The following is a 22258-nucleotide window of genomic DNA, read 5'->3' as shown; positions in this document are numbered from 1 at the left end:
CTACCGCCCGATCCGCTTGCGCAGCCACTCGATGCGCGCCTGGAGCTGCGACACGCTCGCCTGCGCCACCGCAGGTCCCCCGCAGACCCGACGCAGTTCGGCGTGGATGAGGCCGTGCGGTTCCCCCGAGTTCTTCGAGTAGAGGCCGACCAGGCTGTTGAGCAGCTGCCGCTGCTCCTTGAGCGTGCGGTGCAGCGGCGCGGGCGGGTGCCCGTCCGCGGCGGCCGGCCGGGCCGAATGCCGCCGCGCCTGCCGCTGCTGGCGCTGCATCAGGAGGTCGTGCACCTGGTCGGGCTCCAGGATGCCGGGGAGGCCGATGAAGTCGAGCTCTTCGTCCGTGCCCGGCACCGCGAACCCGCCGAACTCGCGCCCGTCGTACACGACGCGGTCGAAGTTCGCCTCCGATCCGAGCGCCTCGAACGCGAACTGCTCGGTGAGCGCCTCCGAGGCCCGGCCCTCCTTGTTGGCCTCCGCGACCAGCGCGTCCTCCGGGTTCCAGAGGTCGCCCTCGCCGCCCTCGGCCGACGGCCGGTCGAGCGCGTGGTCGCGCTCCAACTCCAGCGCGTTCGCCAGCGCCATCAGCGTCGGGACGTTCGGCAGGAACACCGACGCCGTCTCGCCGCGTCGCCGCGCCCGCACGAAGCGTCCGATCGCCTGCGCGAAGAACAGCGGAGTGGATGCACTCGTCGCGTACACACCGACCGCCAGACGCGGCACATCGACGCCCTCCGACACCATCCGGACCGCGACCATCCACCGCGATTCGCCCGCGGCGAAGTCGGCGATCCGATCGCTGGCCTCCTTCTCGTCCGACAGCACGACGGTGACGGGCTCCCCGCTGATCTGCTGCAGCAGGTCGGCGTAGGCGCGGGCCGCGTAGTGGTCGGTCGCGATCACCAGGCCGCCGGCGTCGGGGATGGAGTTGCGCACCTCCGTGAGCCGGCGATCCGCTGCGTTCAGCACCGCCGGGATCCACTCGCCGCGCGGGTCGAGCGCCGTGCGCCAGGCCTGCGACGTGATGTCCTTGGTGTTGCCCTCGCCGAGCCGCGCCTCCATCTCGTCGCCGGTCTTGGTGCGCCAGCGCATGTGCCCGGCGTAGACCATGAAGATCACCGGGCGCACGACGCCGTCGCTGAGCGCGCGGCCGTACCCGTAGTTGTAGTCGGTGACCGAGGTGCGGATGCCCTGCCGGTCGGGCAAGTACGACACGAACGGGATCGGCGCGGTGTCGGACCGGAACGGCGTCCCGGTCAGCGACAGCCGCCGGGTGGCACGCTCGAACGCGTCCCGGATCCCGTCGCCCCAGGAGAGCGCGTCGCCGCCGTGGTGCACCTCGTCGAGGATGACAAGTGTGCGGTACGACTCGGTGATGTCCTTGTGCAGGCTCGGCCGCATCGCCACCTGTGCGTAGGTGACCGCCGCGCCCTTGTAGTGCCGGGCGTACCGGCCGTCCGCGTTGCGGAAGTCGGGGTCGAGGTGGAGGCCGACCCGGGCTGCGGCCTCCGCCCACTGCCGCTTGAGGTGTTCGGTGGGCGCCACGACGGTGACCCGCTCGATCACGCGCCGCGACAGCAGCTCGGTCGCGAGGCGCAACGCGAACGTGGTCTTTCCTGCGCCGGGCGTCGCGGCCGCGAGGAAGTCGCGCGGCTCGTTCACGAAGTAGGCGTCGAGCGCCTCCGCCTGCCAGGCGCGAAGCTTGCCCGCGGTGCCCCAGGCGGCACGCTCGGGGAACGACGGGGAGAGGTGCTCGGCGGCAAAGCTGCCCGCGCGGGCGCCGGCGGAAAGCTCCAGCTCTGCCGCGTCCGCGGGTACGCCTGCGCTCATCCCGGGCTCATCGGGCGAGGGTGCTGCGTTCGTCTCCACTTGGATCGAATCTACCGGAGCCGCCTGACAATCGTGGGCGGGTGCGTTCGCGATGCAGAATGGTGGGATGGTCGAAGCTCAGCATCCGTGGTCCCGCTACGTCGCGCTCGGCGACTCGTTCACCGAGGGCATCGGCGACCCGGAGCCGCGCAGCCCGGGCGGCCATCGCGGCTGGGCCGACCGCGTGGCGGAGGTGCTGAGCAGCAAGACGGACGACTTCGCCTACGCGAACCTGGCCGTCCGCGGCAAGCTGATCAAGCAGATCCTGGACGAGCAGGTCGACGTGGCGGTCGCCCTCCACCCCGACCTCATCACCATCTCGGCCGGCGGCAACGACGTCATCCGCCCCGGCACCGAGCCGGACGCGATCGCCGCGCTGCTCGACGAGGCGGTCGGCCGGTTGAGCGCGGACGGCGCCACGGTGGTGGTCTTCACCGGAGTGGACGTGGGCTTCTCCCCCGTCTTCCGCGGCATCCGCGGCAAGGTCGCGATCTACAACGAGAACGTCCGCGCGGTCGCGGCGAAGTACGACGCGATCGTGGCCGACCAGTGGTCGCTGACGGAGATCCAAGACGTCCGCATGTGGGCGCCGGACCGCCTCCACCTGGCTCCGCTCGGCCACCACACGGTCGCGCGCATGGTCCTGGCGGCCTTGAATGTGGACAACGACCTCCAGCCGCTGGCGCCCGAGCCGCTGCCGACCCGGACGTGGCGGCAGGCCCGCGCGGAAGACTTGTCGTGGGCGCGGGAGTACCTCGTGCCGTGGGTGCTGCGACGCGTCCGGCACCAGTCGTCGGGGGATCATGTGCTGCCGAAACGGCCGCAGGCGGGGCCGTTCGTGATCGAAGTGGATGAGGGGTAAGGGCGGGACGCACGCGCTCGTCACGACGAGGGCGGCCTAGCGACTGCTTCTCCAGTGACACTGATCTGCTGCCGAGCAAGGAGCTCCACGAACGCCGGGGCGATGTGCCGTGAGTACTCCTCGGTCAGATGGATGTCATCGAACTTGATCGGCATGCCCGCGGCGAACGCGGGGCACCGCGACGACACGCAGAAGAGCGGCCGACTGTCGATCCAGGCTCCGTCGAACTCGGTCGCGAGCGCGGACTCGGCGGATCCCATTGACTTCCATCGTGAAGGCACCGTCGACACACACGCGTCCGGCCCCGTTCGAGGTGAGTAGCACTCGCGCACATCCTTCTCAGCGGGTGGGGGTGCCAAGAGCAGGACCGTGCCCACGTTCGGTGCGATCCGTACGAGGAATGGGCGCACTCCGTCGGCGTACTCCTTCGGCGTGAATGTTTTGCCGTCGCTGGTCTTCGTGAGCGGGATGTAGGTGTTGGAGACGACGACGATGTCCGGCTTCATCGCAGCGATGGTTTCGATCGCCTGTTCTTTGCGACCGGGGCACGCCTTGTTGAAGGACTCGCCCCCGTTGGTTGTCTCGAATTCGACGAAGGGGCACCCGTACATTCCGAGCGAGCTGACCTTGAGCTGGCCGTTCGAGCTTTCCGCAAGCGCTCGGAGCAGCGGAACATAGCTGGCCGATGTCGAATCGCCCACGATCACCAACGAATGCGGCGCGTCCCCGGCGCCCCACGTACAAGCCTCCAAGCCGGGAAAGATCTGATTCGCGCACGCATTCGTCGCTTCATCCCGCTTGTAGCCGGCGATCACGCTGTCCATGCTCGGGTCGAGCGCTGGCCAGCTCTTCTCCTTCAGGGCGGTCGCGATCGCTGACGACAAGGAGTCGAGCTCGCTCCCGTCGACTCCACGTTCGAGCGCGTTTCCTGGCGTAGGCGGCGGCGTCTTCTCAGCGGTGACTTCCGGGTTCCTGGCCTGGCGATCGACGAAGAACGCAAGTACCAGAACGGCGGCCGTCGCTGTCGCCGCGATTCCAAGCACCACGGCCTTGGACGCCGAGCCGCGGGTCCTGCGACGCTTCTTCTGCGGCTCCAACCACCGCGACTTCCGCACCGTCTCCTCCACGAACCGGTACGTCACCTCCGACAACCCGAACGCGACCACGATCGACACGACCGCCGGGATCGCCGTCTTCTCCCCCGGCAGCCCCCGGAACGCCTCCGTGATGAGGATGAGCGCCGAGAAGTGCCACAGGTACAGCGAGTACGAGATATCGCCGACGTGCGTCATGACCGGGTTGGCGAGCGGATTCAGCCACGCGAGTCGCGGCCGCCACGGGAAGGCGATGAACACCGCCGCGCTCACCACGGCGACGAGCGCCCCCGGCGCCGGGAAGCCAGCCCCCGATGGCGTGATCACCGACGCGGTCAGCATCCCCGCCAGCGACAGCAGCATGAGCACCGGCCGCCACACCGCAGGCAGGCGGTCGAACAGCGGCATGCAGAGAGCCACCGTGGAGCCCACCGAGAGCTCCCACAGCCGCGCCGGCGTGATGAAGTACGCGGTGGCGCTGTCGGCCTGGGTGAGCTGGAGGGCCACCAGGAAGAGGCCTGCCGTGATCACGGCGCACAGCGCGCCGGCCAGGACCCGCGGACGGTGTCGGCCCGCCGCGAGCAGCCCCAGCACCAGGACCGCGACCGGCCAGACCAGGTAGTACTGCTCCTCCAGGCTGAGCGACCAGTAGTGCTGCAGCGGCGACGTCTGCGCGCCCTGCGCGAAGTAGTCCGTCGACACGGCCGCGAACCGCCAGTTGGACACGAAGAAGAGCGCCGCGACGCCGTCCCACACCGTCGAGAGGAACCGTCCGGGGCCGAACAGCGCGAAGGCTCCCGCGACCGTCACCGCGATCACGGTCGCGGAGGCCGGGATCAGCCGGCGGATGCGGCGGCGGTAGAACGCGAGGAAGCGGATCGTGCCCGAGCGCTCGTACTCCCGGTACAGCAGCGACGTCATCAGGAAGCCCGAGATGACGAAGAAGATGTCGACGCCGACGAAGCCCCCGCCGGCCACTCGAACGCGTGATTGAGCACGACGAGCCCGACCGCGAGAGCGCGCAGGCCCTGCAGGTCGAGTCGCTTGATCGTGGGAGGAGTCGCCGGACCGCTCGTCGTGGTGGAGGAGCGGCGCCCACGGGCTTCGGCGCGCGTGAGGGGCTGGGTGTCAGACGTCATGTGATGTGGGGCCTCAGCGGATGTCGGGGAACCTCAACACGGTAAGGGGACGCACGACGTCATCCCACCTCCCGACCTCCCGAAGCCACGGGGCGCCCGGGACCACGGGATACGACCTCACCCCGAGTCTCACCCGCGCGGTCAGCGCAGGCCGTCGGGAGCGAGGACTAGGTCCCCAGTCCCCCGGGATGCGCCAAGCGCCACCCGAACCCCGGGTCCGGCACATCCTTCGCGAGCGCCAGGTCCACCGTCTTCGCGACCCCGTTGACGGTGAACGTCACGTGCCCCACGATGTCGCCCTTGAACCCCGACTGCAGTCGCTGCGTCGTCAGGTCGACGGTGATCGGCGTGTCCGACCACACGACGAAGCTCTGTCCCGAGGTCGCCACCACGTTGGAGGCCGCGCCCCATTTGGTCGTGTACGACCCGAAGACCTGTCCGGTCGTCGCCGCCGTCACCTCGTGGAAGCCGGACTGCATGCTCGTCAGCAGCCCGCTCACCCCGGCCCACAGCGTGTCGTGGTCGGCCGCGCCCAGCACCACGCCGACCACGCGCACCTTCTCCGTGCCGACGGGGACCTCGGCCGAGAACAGCAGGCAGAATCCCGCCTCGTCGGTGTTGCCTGTCTTGATGCCGTCCACACCGTCCACGCCCAGCAGCGCGTTCGTGTTGTCCTGCGCGCCGGCTCCCGGGAGGGTCGCCGACTTCTCCGAGACGATCGCCGACAGCGCGGGCGAGGCGAGCACGAGCTTGCCGATGCCGATCAGGTCCTTCGTGGTGCTCACGTTGCCGGGGTCGAGGCCGTCCGGTGTCACCACCTTGGTGCCGCTGAAGCCCTTCGACGCGAGCCAGCCGTTCGCCGCCTTGAGGTACGCGGAGGTGGAGCCGTACGCCCAGTTCGCCAGGGAGATGGCGTAGTTGTTGGCCGACGGGAGGAGCATCGCGGTGAGCGCCTGCTTCTCCGTCATCGACGTGCCCGCCTTCACCGGGGCCCAGGAGCCGCCGGCGGCGATGACCTGGTTCCAGATGTCGACATCCTTCTGCGTGAACGAGATGGTCGGCCCGTCCGCGTTTCCGTCGAGCGGCTTGGCCTGAAGCACGACGAGCGCCGTGATCGTCTTGGTCATGCTCGCGATCGGCATGCTCGCGTCGCTGCCGTGGTACTGGGTCGCGCCGGGGAAGTCGGGCGCGGTGATCCCGGCCGACCCGTAGCCCGGCCAGTTGAGCTGCGCGGCGGCCTGCGTGAGGGAGGTCTCGTGCTGCGTGACCGCGGCGGTGGCCGGCACCGGGGTGAGGATCGAACCGAACACGTAGAGCAGGGCGATCAGGAGCACGCCCCCGACCCCGAAGACGACGATCCGGCGACGGCGGTAGACCTGCTTGCGGTTCAGACTGCGCGGCGGATCGGCGAGGACTTGCTGAGGCACCTTCGGATTCTAGGGGGACCCAGTGAGGCATCCGCTGAGAACGCGCCAGACGATCACGCCTCCGACGCCACCCGCATCGCCCACAGCGCCACCGCGCTCGCCGACGCCACGTTCAGCGAGTCCACGCCGTGCAGCATCGGGATGGTCACCACCGTGTCCGCCGCCGCCAGCGCACGCCGGCTCAACCCGTCGCCCTCCGCCCCGAACACGAGCGCCGCGCGCTCCGGAGCCCGGGCGGCGTACTCGTCCAGTCCGACGGCGTCGTCCGCGAGGGCGAGCGCAGCGATCTCGAAGCCGGCCTCATGCAGCAGCGGCGCCGCCTCGTCCCACTCCGGGAGGCGCGTCCACGGCACCTGGAGGACGGTGCCCATGCTCACCCGGACGCTCCGCCGGTAGAGCGGGTCTGCACAACGCGGGCTGATCAGCACCGCGTCGGCGCCGAGGCCGGCGACGCTGCGGAAGATCGCCCCGACGTTCGTGTGGTCGACGATGTCCTCCAGCACCACGACCCGGCGCGCTCCCGCGAGCAGCTCCCCCGGGTCCGGCAGTTCCGGACGGTGCATCGCCGCCAGCGCCCCGCGGTGGAGGTGGTATCCGGTGAGCTGCTCCAGCACCGCCGAGTCCCCCACGAACACCGGGACGTCCGGATAGTCGGCCAGCAGCGGCGCCACATCGTCCAGCCACTGCTCCTGCAGCAGCACGGACCGCGGACGGTGGCCCGCGGCCAGCGCGCGGGTGATGACCTTGGTCGACTCCGCGATGTAGAGGCCCCCTCCGGCTCGGTCACACGCCGCAGCGCGACGTCCGTCAGGCGGGAGTAGTCGGCGAGGCCGTCGGCGGTCAGGTCGGTCACACGGTGGATCTGCACCCGTCCAGATTGCCAGTCGCCGGAAACAAACTCGAAAAGCGGCCGGTTTAGACTTCGGGAAGAACCGACCGGGAGGTGCCAGTGACCACGCTGACGACCGAGCTCTCACCCGAGCTCTCGCGCGGCATCGACGAGGTCGAGGGGCTCCTCGCCGGGCGGACTTTCGCGGTGCTGACCGGCGCAGGCGTGTCGACGGACTCCGGCATCCCCGACTACCGCGGCGAGGGCGCTCCGAAGCGCACGCCCATGACCTTCCAGCAGTTCCTCGCCGACGACCGGTACCGCAAGCGGTACTGGGCCGGCAGTCACCTCGGCTACCGGCGGTTCGCGGCGGCGCACCCGAACGACGGCCACCGCGCGCTTGCGGCTCTGGAGGTCGCGGGCGCGGCGAACGGCGTCATCACGCAGAACGTGGACGGCCTCCACAAGCAGGCGGGCAGCCGCCGTGTGGTCGACCTGCACGGCTCGATGGACCGCGTCGTCTGCCTGGTCTGCGGCCAGATCTTCGCGCGCGAGGCGATCACCGCGCGCATCGACGCGGCGAACCCGTGGCTGGCGACCGAGGGCGCCGTCGAGATCGCCCCGGACGGCGACGCGATCGTCACCGACGTCGACTCCTTCGTCGTCCCGGACTGCACGGTCTGCGGCGGCCACCTGAAGCCCGACGTGGTGTTCTTCGGGGAGTTCATCCCGGCCGAGAAGTACCGGGAGGCCAGCTCCCTGGTGCGCGCGGCGGACGCGCTGATCATCGCGGGCTCGTCGCTCGTGGTGAACTCCGGCATCCGGCTCCTGGAGGAGGCCCGCCGCAAGCGCCTCCCGATCGTGATCGTCAACCGGGGGAGACCAAGGGCGACCCGCGGGCCACCGGTTAAACTGGACGGCGGGACCACGGAGACGCTGGTCGAGCTGGCGCGCCGGCTCGCCTGACCCGCCGCGCGTCCTCGACGAAAGGACGCGCGTGACCCTCATCTCCCTCGTTCGGCACGGTCAGACCGACTGGAACCTGGCCAAGCGCATCCAGGGCTCCAGCGACATCCCGCTCAACGGCACGGGACGGGCGCAGGCGGAGGCGACGGGCCGGGCGCTGGCCGGAGGCCGCTTCGACGCGGTGTACGCGAGCCCGCTCAGCCGGGCACTCGACACCGCGCGGATCATCGCCGGGCACCTGGGGCTCGGCGAGCCGGGCAAGCTGCCGGCCGTTGCCGAGCGGCAGTACGGCGAGGCGGAGGGGCTGACCGGCGCCGAGATCCTCGAGCGCTGGCCGGAGGGCACGCCCGTCCCCGGACGCGAGTCCCGCGAGGAGGTCGTCGAGCGCGCGCTCCCCGCCCTGCTCGAGCTGGGCGACGCGCACCCCGGACAGAACCTGATCGTGGTCAGTCACGGCGGAGTGATCGGCTCGCTGGTCCGGCACGTGACCGGCCACGCGCTCCCCGGGCCCGGGGAGGTCATCCCGAACGGCTCGGTGCACCGCTTCCGCTACGACGATGGCCGGCTGACGCTGGACCGCTTCAACCTCGGCCCGGAGGACCGCGACCTCTACACGGCGTCGGTGCTCTGAGCCCGGCGGCCGCGCCGGGCGGACCTGGTCGCCGTCGCGGTCAGGACCGTCAGCAGGTGGTCGGCGGACGCCGTCCAGGTGAACCGTCCGGCCTCGCGCCGGGACGCCGCCGAACGCTGCGCCCATACGCCGGGCTGCTCCAGGTGCCGCACCCGCGCCGCGAGCGCGTCGGCGTCGTCGGCCGGGAAGTACAGCGCCGCCGCGCCGCCGATCTCGCGGAAGATGGGGATGTCGCTGACGACCACCGGCGTTCCGAGCGTCATCGACTCCACCAGCGGGATGCCGAAGCCCTCGTCGCGCGACGCCGTCACGAGAGCAGTCGCCCGCGCGAGCGTCTGGGCGTAGTCCTCGTCGGTCGCGCCGTCGTGGAAGACCAGCCGCGCCCCGGGCGCCAGCGCCGCGAGCCGGTCGCGCTCCGCGGGCGTGACCCGGCTCATCAGGTGGAGCTGGTAGTCCGGGAGCTGCGCGGCCGCGCGCACGAGCGTGTCCACGTTCTTGTACGGCATGAACGAGCCCATGTAGACGAGCGCTTTCGCCTCCGGGGCGGTGCGCGCCAGCCGCTCCTCCGGGAGGGCCGGCATGTCCGCGGCGTTCGGCACGACGTAGACCGGGCGCGAGGTCAGGTGGTGCTCGGCGATGAGCTCCTTGGTCGTCTCGGACACGGTCACGACCGCGTCCGACCGGTTGAGCAGCATTCGCTGCGGCCACCAGGCCAGGTGGTACAGCCGCCACAGCGCCCGCACGAACCCCGGGAGGTCGCGCGGCGGTGTCGGGTGCCGGTAGTAGATCAGGTCGTGCACGGTGAGGATCAGCCGGTAGCGCCGCCCGAAGCTCCCCATCGTCTGCATGGGCGAGAACACGATGTCGGGCTTCAGCTTGTTGACCCGGCGGGCGACCAGCGGCTCCAGGGCGGAGGTCGGCGCGGCGGCGAGCTCCCACGGGAGGTCGGGCAGCAGCTCGAGTTGGCGGTGGTCGCTGATCAGCATCGTGACGGCGTGCCGCTGGGCCAACGCACCGACGAGTCCGGCCGTGAACCGGCTGATGCCGTCGTGCCGGCCGATGCGGGTGTAGCGGCAGTCGAAGACGATCCTCACGCGCTCTCCTCGCGGTTCGTGGCGGCGTCTCCCTCGGTCAGGAACTCCTCGATCGCTCGCGCGGCCTCCCCCGGCTTCTCGTAGTGGATGAGGTGGCCGACATCCCCGATCTCCACGAGCCGCGCGTCCGGGAACAGCCCGCGCAGCCGGCGCTCGGCGGCGATCGGCGTGATGTCGTCGTCCACCGCGGCGACGAGCAGTGTCGGCTCCGGCACGCTCGCCGCGTACTCGCTGACGTCGTGCGCTACCGAGGCCCGGAACGCCTGCAGCACCACTCGCCGGTCGCTGAACGCCGAGAAGTAGCTGTCGTGCTGGCCGTGGATCCACGCCCGCAGTGAATGGTCGCGGGTCTTCGCCATCGCGATGCTCATCACGCGGACGATGATCCGGTTGCGCAGCAGGGCGAAGCCGAGACGTTCGGGCAGCGCCGCCGCGAGCCAGTAGTAGAAGATCGCGAGCCGGGTGAGGACGCCGCGCGGGCCCGCGAGCGCGGGCTGACCGATCGGGTTGACCAGCACGACCGCGTCGGGCCGCTCCCCCGCGTCCTCGGCCAACGTCGCCGCGACCACGATCGAGCCGAACGAGTGCCCGAGCAGCACGACCCTGCCGCGCAGGCCGAGCCCGGCGACGAACGCGCGCAGCCACGCCGAGTAGCCGGCGATGTCGTGGTCCACCTCCGTCAGTGGAGTGGACTCCCCGAAGCCGGGGAGGTCGGGCGAGATCAGCCGCGGACCTCCGCCGAGTTGGGCGACCACCGGCTCCAGCCCGTGGTGGTCGCCGCGGAAGCCGTGCACCAGCACGAGGGTGGTGTCGGCGTCGGGGTCGCCGTAGTCCCAGTAGCGCGTCAGCCCGCCCAGCAGCGGGAGCTCCGCGCGGCGGACCGGGACACGGCCCAGGGCCTCCGCGTACGGAGAGGCGGCGGCCCGGTACGGGGAGGCGGCGTACCGTGTCGAGGAGGTCATCGTCGTCCAGTCTAAGCCGGGTCCGGAGCAGGAACCCGGTGAATGCGGCCGGAGGACTGGACAGCCCACCGCCCGCAGGTCCTAGACTTCTCTGGATGTAATCGCTTGCATGACCCCACCGTGCACGACCCCCGAGCTCGCTGCCCCGACGGCGTGGCCGCTCGAGAAGGAGAACCGTGAGTTTCACCGCGCCCATCACGCTGCCCGGGCTCACCCTCGATCCGCAGTGGTACCGCCGCGCCGTGTTCTACGAGGTGATGGTCCGCTCCTTCGTGGACAGCAACGGCGACGGCTCCGGCGACATCGGCGGCCTGACCTCCAAGCTCGACTACCTGCAGTGGCTCGGCATCGACGCGCTCTGGCTGCCGCCGTTCTTCCTGTCGCCGCTCCGCGACGGCGGCTACGACGTGTCCGACTTCAAGGCGATCCTGCCCGAGTTCGGCACGATCGAGGAGTTCCGCGACCTGGTGACCAAGGCTCACGAGCGCAACATGCGCATCATCATCGACCTCCCGATGAACCACACCTCCGATCAGCACGAGTGGTTCCAGCAGTCGCGCAGCGACCCCGAAGGTCCGTTCGGCGACTTCTACGTGTGGAACGACACCGACGACAAGTGGCCGGACATCCGGATCATCTTCGTGGACACCGAGGACTCCAACTGGGCGTTCGACGAGGCCCGCCGGCAGTTCTACTTCCACCGGTTCTTCTCGCACCAGCCCGACCTCAACTTCGAGAACCCCGCGGTCCACGACGCCATGTTCGACGTGGTCCGGTTCTGGCTCGACCTCGGCGTGGACGGCTTCCGGCTCGACGCCATCCCCTACCTGTACGAGTCGGACGAGGGCAACGGCGAGGGCGAGCCGCCCACCCACGAGTTCATCAAGAAGCTGCGGGTGATGGTCGACCGCGAGTACCCGGGCCGCATGATGATCGCCGAGGCGAACCAGTGGCCTCGCGAGGTGGCGGCCTTCTTCGGTTCGGAGGACGAGCCGGAGTGCCACATGGCGTTCGACTTCCCGGTGATGCCGCGGATCTTCTACGCGCTGCGCAGCCAGCAGGCCTCCGAGCTGATCCGGGTGCTGTCCGAGACGACGGACGTCCCCGAGGGCTCCGCGTGGGGCGTGTTCCTGCGCAACCACGACGAGCTCACGCTGGAGATGGTCAGCGAGGAGTACCGCCAGGCGATGTACGGCTGGTACGCCTACGACCCGCGGATGCGCGCCAACATCGGCATCCGCCGGCGCCTGGCGCCGCTGCTCGACAACTCGCGCGCCGAGCTGGAGCTCGCCCACGCGCTGCTGTTCTCGCTGGAGGGCAGCCCGTTCCTCTACTACGGCGACGAGATCGGGATGGGCGACAACATCTGGCTGCCCGACCGCGACAGCTCGCGCACGCCGATGCAGTGGACGCCGGACCGCAACGCCGGCTTCTCCACCGCCGACCCCGGCAAGCTCTTCCTGCCGGTCGTCCAGTCGCTCGTCTACCACTACAACCAGGTGAACGTGGAGGCTCAGCTCGCCCAGTCGCGCTCGCTCCTGCACTGGATCCGCAACGTCATCCACGTCCGCAAGGCGCACCCGGTGTTCGGGCTCGGCGATATGCGCGTGCTGCCCACCGACCACGAGTCGGTGCTCGCCTTCGTGCGCAGCTACGCGGGCAGCGGGACGCACTTCGGCGACCAGCCGGAGGACGTGCTGTGCGTGTTCTCCTTCGCGCACAACCCGGTGTCGGTGACGCTGGAGGCGCCCGAGTTCGCCGGGAGCGCGCTGTACGACCTGTTCGGCGGCGGCGAGTTCCCGACGGTGGCGGAGGACGGGCGCTTCACGCTCACGCTCGGCACCCAGAACTTCTACTGGCTGCACATCGAGCCGCACCGGGCGTGATCCGCCTCCACCGACGGGCACGTATACGCCCCGTCTCACGGTTTCAGGGGCGTTAACGCGCCCCTCGGCGTGTGTTCCCGGCGGTGACGGAGGTCGTTCCTACGCTGGCTGCATGAGTAACTGGCATCACGAACTCGGCGTCTTCGATCTGGAGACCACGGGTGTGGATGTCGAGACGGCCCGGATCGTCACCGCCCACGTCGGGCTCCTCGGCGAGGACGGCGAGGTCAAGCACGGCCGGTACTGGCTGCTCGACCCGCAGGTGGAGATCCCGGCGGAGGCCACGGCGGTGCACGGCATCACCACCGAACTCGCCCGGGAGAAGGGCATGGACGCCGGCGCCGGAGTGGACGCGATCGTCGACCAGCTCCGCCGCCTCTTCGACCGCGGCATCCCGGTGGTCGCCTACAACGCCCCGTACGACTTCACGCTGCTCGACCGGGAGGCCCGCCGCCACGGCGTCGAGCCGCTGCATTCCCCGGTCCGATCATCGACCCGCTGGTGATCGACCGGGCGGTGGACCGCTACCGCCCCGGCAAGCGGACGCTCACGGTCACCGCCACCCATTACGGCGTGGAGCTGATCGCCGCCCACGACGCCGGAGCCGACGCGATCGCCGCCGGCCGGCTCGCGCAGGCGCTGGCCCAGCGGCACGTCGAGGAGCTGGCGATGGCCGCAGCGGACCTGCACAGCAAGCAGGTGGACTGGTGCCGCGAGCAAGCGGCCGACTTCCAGGAGTACATGCGGCGCGTCCGCGACCCGGAGTTCACGGCGTCGGGCGCGTGGCCTCTGCACGCCTGGCCCGCCTGACCGGCTCTGCCGTTCGCACCCCGCAGGCTGGGGGCTGACGCGCATCCCCTCGGGTCGCTACTGTCTGAGACATGAGCGACCCCGACCTGAACCCGCAGCCCCTCCCGCCGCAGCAGCCGCAGCAACCGCAGTACGGCGCCTACCAGCCGCCGGCACAGCCCGGCTACAACACCATGTCGATCGTGGCCTTCATCCTCGCGTTCTTCGTGAGCGTCGTGGGCATCATCCTGGGCTTCGTCGCCCTCTCCCAGATCAAGCGCACCGGCGAGCAGGGCCGCGGCCTCGCCCTCGCGGCCGTCATCATCGGCTTCGTGGAGGTGGCGATCGGCATCCTGGTAGTCGTCTTCGTGTTCATCGGCCTGGGCATCGCCGCCTCGCACGGCTACCGAAACTACTGAACGAAGCGCTCACATTCGGCACGAATGTCGCGAGTGGCGACGCCAAACGGGACATTCGGCACGAATGTCCGCCGCTGTATAACGCGAACGACCCCGCCCTCTCGGGCGGGGTCGTTCGCGGTGCGGCTTACTTGCCGAAGTTCTTGTAGCGCGTGTTGAACTTCTCGACGCGGCCGGCCGAGTCGAGGATGCGCTGCTTGCCCGTGTAGAACGGGTGCGACTCCGAGGAGATCTCGACGTCGATGACCGGGTAGGTGTTGCCGTCCTCCCACTCGATGGTCTTGTCGCTGCTCACGGTGGAGCGGGTCAGGAAGGTCGCACCCGAGGCCAGGTCGCGGAAAACCACGGGGGCGTAGTCGGGGTGGATGCCAGTCTTCATGAGGACTTCCTTGTTGCGTAGTGTTCGGTCGGTCGTGTCCGCGCGCTTCAGCGCGTTGACGGAAAGCTTTTCGGTTCGCACCTGTCAGATCGATGGATCGTGCGGGGAACCAGCTATCGAGTTTAGCAGATACCTCAGTCGCTCGCGGCCTGACGCGCCCGGGCCGTGAAGCGGCCCTCAGTCTCGGTGAGCTCCACGTCGACGCCGAAGGTCGCGCTGAGCGACTCGCTCGTCAGCACCTCGCCGATCGGGCCGGCGGCGGTGACGCGGCCGTCCTTGAGCAGCAGCGCGCGGTTGAAGCCGAGCGGGATCTCCTCGACGTGATGGGTGACCATCACGATCGCCGGGGACTTCGGGTCGCTCGCGTACCCGCCGAGCAGCTGGACGAGCTCCTCGCGGCCGCCGAGGTCGAGGCTAGCGGCGGGCTCGTCGAGCAGCAGGATCTCCGGGTCGGTCATGACCGAGCGGGCGATCTGCACGCGCTTCTGCTCGCCGTCGCTCAGGCTGCCGAAGGAGCGCTCGGCGAGGTGATCGAGGTGCCACTCCGAGAGCACCCGGCGGGCGCGGCGCTCGTCGATGTCCTCGTAGAGCTCGTTCCAGCGGCCGGTCACGGCGTACGCGGCTGTCATCACGACGTCGAGCACGCGCTCGGTGCGCGGGATGCGCCGGGCCAGCGCGGTCGACGCGAAGCCGATCAGGGGGCGCAGCTCGGACAGGTCGCTGTGGCCGACGGTCTCGCCGAGCACCACGGCCTCCCCCGACGACGGGTGGATGGCCGCCGCGGCGACCTGCAGCATCGTGGTCTTGCCTGCGCCGTTGGGGCCGAGGATGACCCAGCGCTCGTCCGGTTCCACCGTCCAGTCGACGTTCTGAAGGACGGGGTTGCCGTCCCGGACTACGGACACGTCGTGAAGACGGAGAACACTGCCTGCCATGCGCTCTAGCCTACCGGCGTCAGGCGGAGGCCACGGACCGGTAGACGGCGCGGGTCTGCTCGGCGATCGCGGTCCAACTGAACTCGGTCTCGGCGCGCTCGCGGCCAGCGGCGCCCATCCGGGCCGCGCGCTCGGGGTCGGAGGCCACCTCGGTCAGCGCGGCCGCGAGGTCGCGGACGAACGCCTCCGGGTCGGTCGGCGTCCCGGTGCCGTCCGTGAGCTGCTGGATCGGCACCAGCCGGCCCGTCACGCCGTCGACGATGACCTCGGGGATGCCGCCGGTCGCGGTCCCGACGACCGGGAGGCCGCACGCCATCGCCTCCAGGTTCACGATCCCGAGCGGCTCGTAGATCGAGGGGCAGACGAACACCGTGGAGGCCGTGAGGGCCGCCCGCAGCTCGTCGTTCGGCAGCAGCCGGTCGATCCAGACGACGCCGTCGCGCTCGGCCTGCAGCCCCTCCACCAGGCCGGTCACCTCGGCGAGGATCTCCGGGGTGTCCGGAGCGCCGGCGCAGAGGATGACCTGCACCTCCGGCGGCAGCATCCGGGCGGCACGCAGCAGATACGGGAGGCCCTTCTGCCGGGTGATCCGCCCCACGAAGATGACGGCCGGACGATCCGGGTCGATGCCGAGAGCGCGGGCCTTGTCGGCGTCGTGCAGGGGGTCCAGCGCTCCAGGTCGATGCCGTTGTAGACGACGGTGACCTTCTGCGGGTCCAGCGCCGGGTACGAGGAGAGGATGTCGCGGCGCATGCCGTCGCTCACGGCGATGACCATGTCGGCGGCTTCGAAGGCGGTCTTCTCGATCCAGCTCGAGACGCGGTAGCCTCCGCCGAGCTGCTCGGCCTTCCACGGCCGCAGCGGCTCCAGGCTGTGCGCGGTGACCACGTGCGGCACGCCGTGCAGGAGCTTCGCCACGTGGCCGCCCGCGTTCGCGTACCAGGTGTGCGAGTGGACGACGTCCGCTCCCCCGCAGTCCTGCGCCATCTGGAGGTCGACCCCGAGCGTGGTGATCGATCCGTTGGCCGCCGCGAGCTCGGCCGGGACGCGGTACGCGAAGGTGTCCGCCTCGTCCCGCGGCTCGCCGAAGCAGCGCACGCGAACCTCCGTATCGGTCCTCAGCGCGCGGACCAGCTCGGTCACGTGCACCCCGGCGCCGCCGTAGATGTCCGGCGGGTACTCCTTGGTCAGAAGATCAACGCGCATGACGAGAACGCTAGTACAGCCCCCGGATGCCTCTACTGTGGTGCCTATGGCAGCAGGCAAGAAGATCTTCGGCATCGTGCTCGCGGGCGGCGAAGGGAAGCGGCTGATGCCGTTGACCGCCGACCGCGCCAAGCCCGCGGTGCCGTTCGGCGGACAATACCGGCTCATCGACTTCGCGCTGTCCAACCTGATCAACTCCCAGTTCCGCCAGATCGTCGTGCTGACGCAGTACAAGTCGCACAGCCTCGACCGGCACGTGTCGCAGACCTGGCGGCTGGACGGGATGCTCAACTCCTACATCGCGTCCGTGCCGGCCCAGCAGCGGCTCGGCAAACGCTGGTTCAGCGGCTCGGCCGACGCCATCCTGCAGAGTCTCAACCTGCTGCGCGACGAGCGGCCCGACATCGTGGTGGTGGTCGGCGCCGACCACGTCTACCGCATGGACTTCAACCAGATGCTGCAGGCCCACATCGACTCGGGCGCTCCCGCGACGGTCGCGGCGATCCGTCAGCCGATCTCGCTCGCGGACCAGTTCGGCGTCATCGAGGTGGACGCGGGCAAGCCCGACCGGATCGCGGCGTTCCGCGAGAAGCCGAAGGACCCGGTGGGCCTGCCGGACTCTCCCGACGAGGTGCTCGCCTCGATGGGCAACTACGTCTTCGACGCCGACGCCCTGATCGACGCGGTCGTCCGCGACGGCGACCGACCCGACTCCAACCACGACATGGGCGGGGACATCATCCCGGACTTCGTGGCGCGGAACGAGGCCGCCGTCTACGACTTCAACAACAACGACGTGCCGGGATCGACCGACCGCGACCGGTACTACTGGCGCGACGTGGGGACCATCGACTCGTTCTTCGAGGCCCACCAGGACCTCATCTCGGCGCTGCCGGTGTTCAACCTCTACAACCGGGAGTGGCCGATCTTCAGCCAGGTGCTCAACTCCCCCGGCGAAGATCGTGCGCGACGGCCGCGGGGCGCTGGGCACCACGATCGACTCGATCGTCTCGCTGGGCTCCGTCATCTCCGGGGCGCACCTCGAGCGCAGCGTGCTCGGCCCGTGGGCCACTGTCGCCTCCGGAGCCAAGGTGATCGACTCCGTCGTCTTCGACCGCGCCCTGATCGAGCCGAACGCGTTCGTCGGCCGGGCCATCCTCGACAAGGACGTGGTCGTGGCGGAGGGCGCGCGCATCGGCGTGGACCCCGAGCGCGACCGCGCGCGCGGCTTCACGGTCACCGAGTCCGGCATCACCGTGGTCGGCAAGGGAGTGCACGTCCTCCCATGACGCCCGGTCACCAACACGACGGCGTCCGTCCCTCCGAGCGTGCCGCCCGCTTCCTGGTGGTCCTCGACGCCGACTCGACCCTCATCCACGACGAGGTGATCGAGCTGCTCGCCGAGGAGGCCGGCTCGCGCACCGAGGTCGCCGAGATCACCGAGCGCGCCATGCGCGGCGAGCTCGATTTCGAGGAGAGCCTGCGCGAGCGCGTCCGAACCCTGGAGGGCCTCCCGGTCTCGGTCTTCGAGCGCGTCGGGGAGCGCATCCGCGTGACCGACGGCGTGCCGGAGCTCATCGCCGGCGTCCAGGCCGCGGGCGGCGAGGTCGGGGTGGTCTCCGGCGGCTTCCACGAGCTGCTCGACCCCCTCGGCGAACGGCTGGGCCTGGACCACTGGCGCGCCAACCGGCTCGCCGTGGCCGACGGTGTGCTGACCGGCGAGGTCGACGGCCCCGTCGTCGACGCCGCCGCGAAGGCGCAGGCCCTGCTGTTCTGGGCGGCGGAGTCCGGCGTGCACCTGCGTCAGACCGTCGCGATCGGCGACGGCGCGAACGATCTGCGGATGATGGCGGAGGCCGGGCTCGCCGTCGCGTTCAACGCCAAGCCGCGCGTGCGCGAGGAGGCCGACCTGGTCATCGACCGGCAGGACCTGGCTCAGGTGCTGCCGCTGCTGGGGTTGCGGGGCTGACGGCCGTGCGCAGGTCGGCGGCCTCCCGTCGACCCGCGCGATGCCGGTGCGCCCGCCGCCGGGACGGGATGGCGATCAGCCCGAGCAGCGCGAGCGTCGCCACCAGGATCCAGGGCGAGCGCACCTGGGCGATCGCCGCGCCCACCCCTGGCGCCGACCAGACGAGCCGTTGGGCGCCGTCGGTCACGTCGTAGGGGGCGGCGTCGGACGCCTTGTTGGCGTCGCCGCGCATCGAGACGAGCCACAGCCCCGTCGCGTGGTCGATCGACACCACGCGATGTGTGACCAGTGCGCCGTCGCCTGCCCGTGGCGCACTGATCACGTCGCCCACCGCGATGTCGGGCGCGGCGATCGGCAGGGTGACGGCGAGCGAGCCGGCCGGGGTCGTCGGCGCCATGGATCCGGTGGAGAAGATGATGATGCGCATCCCGGTGAGCATCGCGACAGCGGCCACCGCGACGCAGAGGAGGCCGAGCACCGCCGCCACGTTCAGCGCCAGGCCGGCGGGGCGGCTCAGGCCGGCGGGGCGGCCCAGGCCGGCGGGGCGGCCCTGCGTGGCGGGACGGCCCATCACGGCCACCGCACGATGAGCACCGGGGTGCTGAAGGAGGTCCGCGACGCCGTGTCGTCGGTGCCGAGCTGCCCCGACGAGTTCGATCCGGCCGCGGAGAACTCGCCGCCCGTCGCGATCTGCAGCGCGTGCGCGCTGCCCGCGGCGACGGCGAGCAGGGTGACCCCCGGCGGGAGCGCCACCGCGGTCGGCGACGCCCGGTCGGCGGTGTCGCCGAGCCCGAGCTGTCCCGAGGTGTTGAGGCCCCAGGCGTACAGGGTGTGCTGGTCGTCCCAGGCGTAGAAGGAGCTCGCTCCGGTCGACGGGACGCTGACAACCGCGCTCACGACATGGGTTCCCGCGAGCGTGGTCTCCTGCGCGAGCGCCGACGTGGACGCGCCCGAGTAGAGCCGGCCGTCTGCTGTCCAGGCGAATACGAACGCGTTGCCCGCGATCAGCCCGCTGACCGGCGAGTCCGGCGGGAGGCCGCTGAACGTGACGCCGCCGGTCGCGCCGTACAGGGTCCCGAACCCGGCGACGGCCGTCCCGCCGTCCACGGACGCGATCCCGAAGAACCGGCCGGCGGACGCGCTCGTCACGAAGCGGGTGTCCAGTCCCTGCGCCGTCACGAGGCCCGGCGTGTACAGGTCGGCGGACGCGGGCCGGCCCAGCCGCCCTCCTCCCGAAGTGCCCCAGGAGTAGAGCTGTCCGCTCGACGTCCAGGCGAGGAAGAAGTAGCCGCCCGCAGACGCGCCGACGACCCCGAGGCCGGACAGGCTCGGGACGAGGGCCGGACGGGTGACCCCGGTCGTGACGTCGCTGTTGCCCCAGGTGTACACGTCGCCCGTCGTCGTGACGGCGATCGACATGTTGATGCCCGCGGACGCCTCGGCGACCGCCGCCCCGGACGGGAACGGCACCAGGGTGGGGATCGGGCGCGCCGTGTAGTCGCCGACCCCGAGCTGCCCGCTGTCGTTCGCACCCCACGCGTACAGCCGGCCGTCGGCGGTCCAGCCGAGGGAGTAGTCGTCGCCGGCGTCGACGCCCGCGAAGTCGAGCGGGACGGCGGCGGTGCTCGCGAACGAGGCCCGCACTCCGCCCGTCGCGGTGAAGGCCGCATCCGCGGTGTTCCCCGGCGCCACAGCGAGAAGGGAGGCGGCGGCGAGGATCCCGGACGCCACCGCGAGCACCCGCGCGGCCGTACGCCGGCCGCTCACGACGCCGTCCTCCCCCGACGCCGCCGTCCGGCCGCGCGGATCGCCCACCCGGCGAGGGCGACGACGACGGCGACCAGCAGCGTCGGCGAGAGGTCGAGCCCGGTCTCGGCGAGGCCGCCCGGGCCACGGCCCGCGGGCGGTGCGGCCACCGTTCCGCCGCACTCCTCCGGTGTGATCTGCGTGGCCGTCAGGAACAGGGTCGCCTGCCCCGACGCGTTCTGGTATTCGTTGCCCGCGGCCTGGGGAAAGGTCACGTCGACGAGCACCCGGGCGTGCGTGTCCGCCGGGAGGGCGTCGGCGCGGAGGGGGCACGCGCCGGTCGTGCCCCTCCCGCGTCCGTACTCCGGACGATGTCGAAGCCCACCTGGAGTGGATGCGCGCCGACGGTCAGCACGCCCTCCCGGCTCACGACGCCGCTGAGCTCCACCGGATAGGCGAAGGTGTTGGTCACCGTCAGGCTCGCCGTGACGTGGTCCCCGGCTTGAGGCCCGTCCAGGACGCGCCGGGAGGATCGGTCACGATCGACGCCCGCACGGGCGCGGAGTCGATCACGCCTGGGTGGCCGTGAAGGGCAGCACGACGGTGATGGTCTGCCCTGCGACCTCGGTGCCCGCCGCCGGGTCGAGCGTCACCGCGAAGTGTAGGGTGCGCCCTTTCGCCGAGCCGCCCGAGCCGATGTCGAGCACGCTGAAGGTCGCGCCCGTGAGCGGCCCCGTGTAGAGCGTCACCGGCGACGCCGGGACTGTCGTGTCGGTGATCACCACGGCGAGTTCGTCCTGCAGTGCGGACGCCGGCGTCCCCGCGCTGTTCGTGATCTGCGGGACCGCGAGCGCGACGTCCGCGTCGATCGTGCCCGAGTTGTACACCTGGAGGTCGCGGTCGACCGTGTCGCCCGGCGCCAGGTTGTCGAAGCCCGCGCTGAAGTCCACCATGTAGTCGGTGGGGTTGCCGTCCTGGTCCGCGTCGAACTTCAGGTCGAGGGACCCGGAGGTGAACGTCGTCTGCACGTTCCCCGAGTCCGTGAACGCGGCGAGCGTCAGGCCGACCGCCGCGCTGAGCACGATGCCCATTGCGGCCAGGAGTTTGGTGCGGGGCGTGAGTGTGAGAGCCATCGAGACCTCCGGATCGTTGCCGTCGTCCGTCGTCGTCGTCGGACAGGAGGCAACCTACTCCCGAGAAACCTCACATTTCTATTCGATATGCGAGAAAATCACCCGGGCACCACCCGCGCGGGCGGCGTCACGGGACGCGCCGCGAGGGCTCTCTCAGTGCCCCATCCCGAGGCCGCCGTCGACCGGGATCACGGCGCCGGACACGTAGCCCGCGTCGTCCCCCGCGACCCACGCGACCACGCGCGCCACCTCGTTCGGCGAGGCGAAGCGGCCGGCCGGGATGTTGCGCTTGTACTCGGCCTGCTGCGCCTCCGGGAGGGCGGCGGTCATGTCGGTCTCGATGAAGCCGGGGGCGACCACGTTGGCCGTGATCCCGCGGGCGCCGAGCTCGCGCGTGATCGAGCGGGCCATGCCGACCAGCCCGGCCTTGCTGGCCGCATAGTTGACCTGCCCTGCGGAACCGTACAGACCCACGACGCTCGAGATGAGCACGATGCGACCCCAACGCGCCTTGAGCATGCCCTTGGAGGCGCGCTTGACGACGCGGAACGCGCCGCCCAGGTTGGTCTGCACGACCGAGTCGAACTCCTCGTCGCTCATGCGCATGAGCAGGGTGTCCTTCGTGATGCCGGCGTTCGCCACGACGACCTCGACCGGGCCGAGCTCGGCCTCCACCTGGGTGAAGGCGGCGTCGACGGAGGACGCGTCGGTGACGTCGGCACGCACCGTGAGCGCGCCGGCCGGGCCCTCGCCCGAACGCGCCGTCACCGCCACGCGATGCCCCTGAGCGAGGAACTCCTCGGCGATCGCGTAGCCGATCCCCCGGTTCCCTCCGGTGACGAGCACAGTGCGCGGCGTGGTCATGCAGACGATCCTTTCGATGATTCGGCCCGGAGCGGGCCGGTACCAGTTTATGGACGTAGTCTGGT

At 70.7% G+C, this 22258-nt stretch carries 21 protein-coding genes and 3 pseudogenes; 9 read left to right on the top strand and 15 right to left on the bottom strand.

Annotated elements, in window-relative coordinates; translation table 11 throughout:
* The gene (locus ACR5MH_RS03520) at positions 1-1824 is read right to left on the bottom strand and encodes a DEAD/DEAH box helicase (protein ID WP_431345983.1); all 1824 of its coding nucleotides are present in this window, start codon (positions 1822-1824) and stop codon (positions 1-3) included.
* Between the two features lie 106 nt (positions 1825-1930).
* Between ACR5MH_RS03520 and ACR5MH_RS03515 the strand changes: the two genes are divergently transcribed.
* Entirely contained in the window at positions 1931-2725 is a 795-nt protein-coding gene (locus ACR5MH_RS03515) for an SGNH/GDSL hydrolase family protein (protein ID WP_433862290.1), read from the top strand.
* A 20-nt stretch (positions 2726-2745) separates the two neighbouring features.
* On the opposite strand, the gene ACR5MH_RS03510 is transcribed toward ACR5MH_RS03515, so the two are convergent.
* The 3 genes and pseudogenes from ACR5MH_RS03510 to ACR5MH_RS03500 form a co-directional block, all read right to left on the bottom strand.
* The gene (locus tag ACR5MH_RS03510) at positions 2746-4797 is read right to left on the bottom strand and encodes an acyltransferase family protein (RefSeq protein ID WP_431345982.1); all 2052 of its coding nucleotides are present in this window, start codon (positions 4795-4797) and stop codon (positions 2746-2748) included.
* A gap of 328 nt (positions 4798-5125) precedes the next feature.
* Complete coding sequence (locus ACR5MH_RS03505; protein WP_431345981.1) at positions 5126-6385, bottom strand: D-alanyl-D-alanine carboxypeptidase family protein; 1260 nt, start codon at positions 6383-6385, stop codon at positions 5126-5128.
* A 53-nt stretch (positions 6386-6438) separates the two neighbouring features.
* A pseudogene (locus ACR5MH_RS03500) lies at positions 6439-7253 on the bottom strand (TrmH family RNA methyltransferase).
* 81 nt (positions 7254-7334) lie between these two features.
* Here ACR5MH_RS03500 and ACR5MH_RS03495 point away from each other — a divergent pair.
* Together ACR5MH_RS03495 and ACR5MH_RS03490 are read left to right on the top strand one after the other, a co-directional pair.
* The gene (locus ACR5MH_RS03495) at positions 7335-8180 is read left to right on the top strand and encodes a Sir2 family NAD-dependent protein deacetylase (RefSeq protein WP_433862289.1); all 846 of its coding nucleotides are present in this window, start codon (positions 7335-7337) and stop codon (positions 8178-8180) included.
* A gap of 31 nt (positions 8181-8211) precedes the next feature.
* Positions 8212-8811 (top strand): histidine phosphatase family protein, encoded by a 600-nt coding sequence (locus ACR5MH_RS03490; RefSeq protein WP_431345980.1) that lies wholly within the window; start codon positions 8212-8214, stop codon positions 8809-8811.
* Here the strand turns inward: ACR5MH_RS03490 and ACR5MH_RS03485 are convergent.
* Together ACR5MH_RS03485 and ACR5MH_RS03480 are read right to left on the bottom strand one after the other, a co-directional pair.
* Positions 8790-9905, bottom strand: a complete 1116-nt coding sequence (locus tag ACR5MH_RS03485) for a glycosyltransferase family 4 protein (RefSeq protein ID WP_431345979.1) — start codon at positions 9903-9905, stop codon at positions 8790-8792. The genes ACR5MH_RS03490 and ACR5MH_RS03485 overlap by 22 nt on opposite strands.
* Positions 9902-10867 carry an alpha/beta fold hydrolase gene (locus ACR5MH_RS03480; RefSeq protein ID WP_433862288.1) on the bottom strand — a complete coding sequence of 322 codons (966 nt, stop codon included), beginning with the start codon at positions 10865-10867 and terminating at the stop codon, positions 9902-9904. The genes ACR5MH_RS03485 and ACR5MH_RS03480 overlap by 4 nt, the downstream gene beginning before the upstream one ends.
* Positions 10868-11043: 176 nt before the next feature.
* Here ACR5MH_RS03480 and treS point away from each other — a divergent pair, with 176 nt between their 5' ends.
* The 4 genes from treS to ACR5MH_RS03460 all read left to right on the top strand — a co-directional run bounded on the left by treS (position 11044) and on the right by ACR5MH_RS03460 (position 13961).
* The gene (gene treS, locus ACR5MH_RS03475) at positions 11044-12753 is read left to right on the top strand and encodes a maltose alpha-D-glucosyltransferase (RefSeq protein WP_433862287.1); all 1710 of its coding nucleotides are present in this window, start codon (positions 11044-11046) and stop codon (positions 12751-12753) included.
* Between the two features lie 112 nt (positions 12754-12865).
* Entirely contained in the window at positions 12866-13258 is a 393-nt protein-coding gene (locus tag ACR5MH_RS03470) for an exonuclease domain-containing protein (RefSeq protein WP_433862286.1), read from the top strand.
* Entirely contained in the window at positions 13255-13563 is a 309-nt protein-coding gene (locus tag ACR5MH_RS03465) for a hypothetical protein (protein WP_433862285.1), read from the top strand. The genes ACR5MH_RS03470 and ACR5MH_RS03465 overlap by 4 nt, the downstream gene beginning before the upstream one ends.
* Before the next feature lie 71 nt (positions 13564-13634).
* Positions 13635-13961, top strand: a complete 327-nt coding sequence (locus tag ACR5MH_RS03460) for a DUF4190 domain-containing protein (RefSeq protein ID WP_431345976.1) — start codon at positions 13635-13637, stop codon at positions 13959-13961.
* A 127-nt stretch (positions 13962-14088) separates the two neighbouring features.
* Here ACR5MH_RS03460 and ACR5MH_RS03455 read toward each other — a convergent pair whose 3' ends face one another.
* The 3 genes and pseudogenes from ACR5MH_RS03455 to glgA all read right to left on the bottom strand — a co-directional run bounded on the left by ACR5MH_RS03455 (position 14089) and on the right by glgA (position 16481).
* Positions 14089-14340, bottom strand: a complete 252-nt coding sequence (locus ACR5MH_RS03455) for a type B 50S ribosomal protein L31 (protein ID WP_090038270.1) — start codon at positions 14338-14340, stop codon at positions 14089-14091.
* A 134-nt stretch (positions 14341-14474) separates the two neighbouring features.
* Complete coding sequence (locus ACR5MH_RS03450) at positions 14475-15275, bottom strand: ABC transporter ATP-binding protein (protein ID WP_431345975.1); 801 nt, start codon at positions 15273-15275, stop codon at positions 14475-14477.
* A 19-nt stretch (positions 15276-15294) separates the two neighbouring features.
* A pseudogene (glgA, locus tag ACR5MH_RS03445) lies at positions 15295-16481 on the bottom strand (glycogen synthase).
* 46 nt (positions 16482-16527) lie between these two features.
* Here glgA and ACR5MH_RS03440 point away from each other — a divergent pair.
* Positions 16528-17770, top strand: a pseudogene (locus tag ACR5MH_RS03440) (glucose-1-phosphate adenylyltransferase).
* The gene (gene serB / locus ACR5MH_RS03435; RefSeq protein WP_433862284.1) at positions 17767-18450 is read left to right on the top strand and encodes a phosphoserine phosphatase SerB; all 684 of its coding nucleotides are present in this window, start codon (positions 17767-17769) and stop codon (positions 18448-18450) included. Before ACR5MH_RS03440 ends, serB begins: the two are co-directional and overlap by 4 nt.
* Here serB and ACR5MH_RS03430 read toward each other — a convergent pair.
* The 6 genes from ACR5MH_RS03430 to fabG all read right to left on the bottom strand — a co-directional run bounded on the left by ACR5MH_RS03430 (position 18395) and on the right by fabG (position 22193).
* Entirely contained in the window at positions 18395-19021 is a 627-nt protein-coding gene (locus tag ACR5MH_RS03430) for a hypothetical protein (protein ID WP_433862283.1), read from the bottom strand. The genes serB and ACR5MH_RS03430 overlap by 56 nt on opposite strands.
* Positions 19021-20217 (bottom strand): RCC1 domain-containing protein, encoded by a 1197-nt coding sequence (locus ACR5MH_RS03425; protein ID WP_433862282.1) that lies wholly within the window; start codon positions 20215-20217, stop codon positions 19021-19023. The genes ACR5MH_RS03430 and ACR5MH_RS03425 overlap by 1 nt, the downstream gene beginning before the upstream one ends.
* Positions 20214-20471: a hypothetical protein gene (locus ACR5MH_RS03420; protein ID WP_433862281.1), complete on the bottom strand. Its 258-nt coding sequence runs from the start codon at positions 20469-20471 to the stop codon at positions 20214-20216. The genes ACR5MH_RS03425 and ACR5MH_RS03420 overlap by 4 nt, the downstream gene beginning before the upstream one ends.
* Positions 20468-20668, bottom strand: coding sequence for a hypothetical protein (locus ACR5MH_RS03415; protein WP_433862280.1), 201 nt, complete (start codon positions 20666-20668; stop codon positions 20468-20470). The genes ACR5MH_RS03420 and ACR5MH_RS03415 overlap by 4 nt, the downstream gene beginning before the upstream one ends.
* Positions 20669-20765: 97 nt before the next feature.
* Positions 20766-21329: a TasA family protein gene (locus ACR5MH_RS03410; protein WP_431345970.1), complete on the bottom strand. Its 564-nt coding sequence runs from the start codon at positions 21327-21329 to the stop codon at positions 20766-20768.
* A 153-nt stretch (positions 21330-21482) separates the two neighbouring features.
* A complete protein-coding gene (gene fabG, locus ACR5MH_RS03405; RefSeq protein WP_431345969.1) occupies positions 21483-22193 on the bottom strand; it encodes a 3-oxoacyl-ACP reductase FabG in 711 nt (236 codons plus the stop codon).
* Positions 22194-22258 lie beyond the last annotated feature (65 nt).

Origin of the sequence: Streptomyces sp. L7, assembly GCF_050990935.1 — a bacterium.
GTDB lineage: Bacteria > Actinomycetota > Actinomycetes > Actinomycetales > Microbacteriaceae > Leifsonia.
The sequence above is the reverse complement of the archived record's forward strand: the minus strand, read 5'-3'. Positions and strand labels throughout refer to the sequence as shown.

What these genes read in the sequence shown, in the direction of transcription:
- ACR5MH_RS03520 (WP_431345983.1), bottom strand. Translation starts at nt 1,824, where the DNA reads ATGAGCGCAGGCGTACCCGCGGACGCGGCAGAGCTGGAGCTTTCCGCC.
- ACR5MH_RS03515 (WP_433862290.1), top strand. Translation starts at nt 1,931, where the DNA reads ATGGTCGAAGCTCAGCATCCGTGGTCCCGCTACGTCGCGCTCGGCGAC.
- ACR5MH_RS03480 (WP_433862288.1), bottom strand. Translation starts at nt 10,867, where the DNA reads ATGACCTCCTCGACACGGTACGCCGCCTCCCCGTACCGGGCCGCCGCC.
- ACR5MH_RS03470 (WP_433862286.1), top strand. Translation starts at nt 12,866, where the DNA reads ATGAGTAACTGGCATCACGAACTCGGCGTCTTCGATCTGGAGACCACG.
- ACR5MH_RS03460 (WP_431345976.1), top strand. Translation starts at nt 13,635, where the DNA reads ATGAGCGACCCCGACCTGAACCCGCAGCCCCTCCCGCCGCAGCAGCCG.
- ACR5MH_RS03455 (WP_090038270.1), bottom strand. Translation starts at nt 14,340, where the DNA reads ATGAAGACTGGCATCCACCCCGACTACGCCCCCGTGGTTTTCCGCGAC.
- ACR5MH_RS03450 (WP_431345975.1), bottom strand. Translation starts at nt 15,275, where the DNA reads ATGGCAGGCAGTGTTCTCCGTCTTCACGACGTGTCCGTAGTCCGGGAC.
- serB (WP_433862284.1), top strand. Translation starts at nt 17,767, where the DNA reads ATGACGCCCGGTCACCAACACGACGGCGTCCGTCCCTCCGAGCGTGCC.
- ACR5MH_RS03430 (WP_433862283.1), bottom strand. Translation starts at nt 19,021, where the DNA reads ATGGGCCGTCCCGCCACGCAGGGCCGCCCCGCCGGCCTGGGCCGCCCC.
- ACR5MH_RS03410 (WP_431345970.1), bottom strand. Translation starts at nt 21,329, where the DNA reads ATGGCTCTCACACTCACGCCCCGCACCAAACTCCTGGCCGCAATGGGC.
- fabG (WP_431345969.1), bottom strand. Translation starts at nt 22,193, where the DNA reads ATGACCACGCCGCGCACTGTGCTCGTCACCGGAGGGAACCGGGGGATC.